This window comes from Micrococcus lylae NBRC 15355, from assembly GCF_001570885.1.
GTDB classification, from domain to species: Bacteria; Actinomycetota; Actinomycetes; order Actinomycetales; family Micrococcaceae; genus Micrococcus; species Micrococcus lylae.
In genome coordinates, this window is record NZ_BCSN01000113.1 from 1 (window position 1) to 891 (window position 891).

1 pseudogene is annotated in these 891 nt (G+C 65.4%); it reads right to left on the reverse strand.

The features are described from left to right. Positions 1–12 precede the first annotated feature (12 nt). Positions 13–891 (reverse strand): annotated as a pseudogene (locus MLY01S_RS13045) (IS481 family transposase); the annotation flags it as partial.

Sequence of the window (891 nt, forward strand, 5' to 3'; positions counted from 1 at the left end):
TGTACCCGGCCATCACGTTGATGACACTCGTTGAGCGGGAGTCTTGCCCCCAAGCGCGGTGTGGCCACGCTCAGTGTTGTACTCATGGACCCACCGGGCAAGGCCGTCCGTGCGTTCAGCATTCGACGCCCAGGCCTGGCTGTAGGCCCATTCCTGTGCCAGCGTCCGGTTGTACCGCTCGACCTTGCCGTTCTGCCACGGGCAATGCGGCCGGATGAACTTCTGCCGCGCACCCACAGCTGCGACCGCTGCCTTGAACGCCTGCGAGTTCTTGTACGCCAAGGCGTTGTCCGTCATGACCCGTTCGATCCTGTCGATCCCGTGCTCAGCGAAGTACACCGCGGCCCGGGCCAGGAACCCGGCGCACGTGGGCCCGGTCTCATCCGGCAAGGCCTCGCTGTACGAGAGCCGGGAGCAGTCATCGACCATCGAGTGCACATAGTCGTACCCGATCTTGGGTCGACGTCCTTTGAGCGCAGCGGTAGCCGCCCTGCCATGTGCACGCCACCCACCCCCGTCCGGGATCTTCCCGATCTTCTTCACGTCTACGTGCACCAACTGGCCAGGACGGTCTTTCTCCTACCGGTGAGTGGTGGCCTTCGAGGAACGGATCACTTCCCCGGTCACCGGGTCAAGACAGGCCAGGGCAGGCATCTGGTGACGGGCCAGGATCCGGTTCACCGTCCTGGCCGGGACCCCGACTCTGGTGCTGATCCAGTCCTGACCCCGCCGGTGCGTGCTGCGGGCCTGAAGGACTTGCTGTTCGGTCTGGGCGCTGGTTCTGCTCGGGCAGTGGTGAGGCCGGCTGGAGCGATCCTGCAGCCCGTGTTCGCCCTCGGTGCGGTAACGGGAGACCCACCGGTGCGCGCACTGACGCGAGATGCCCATCAA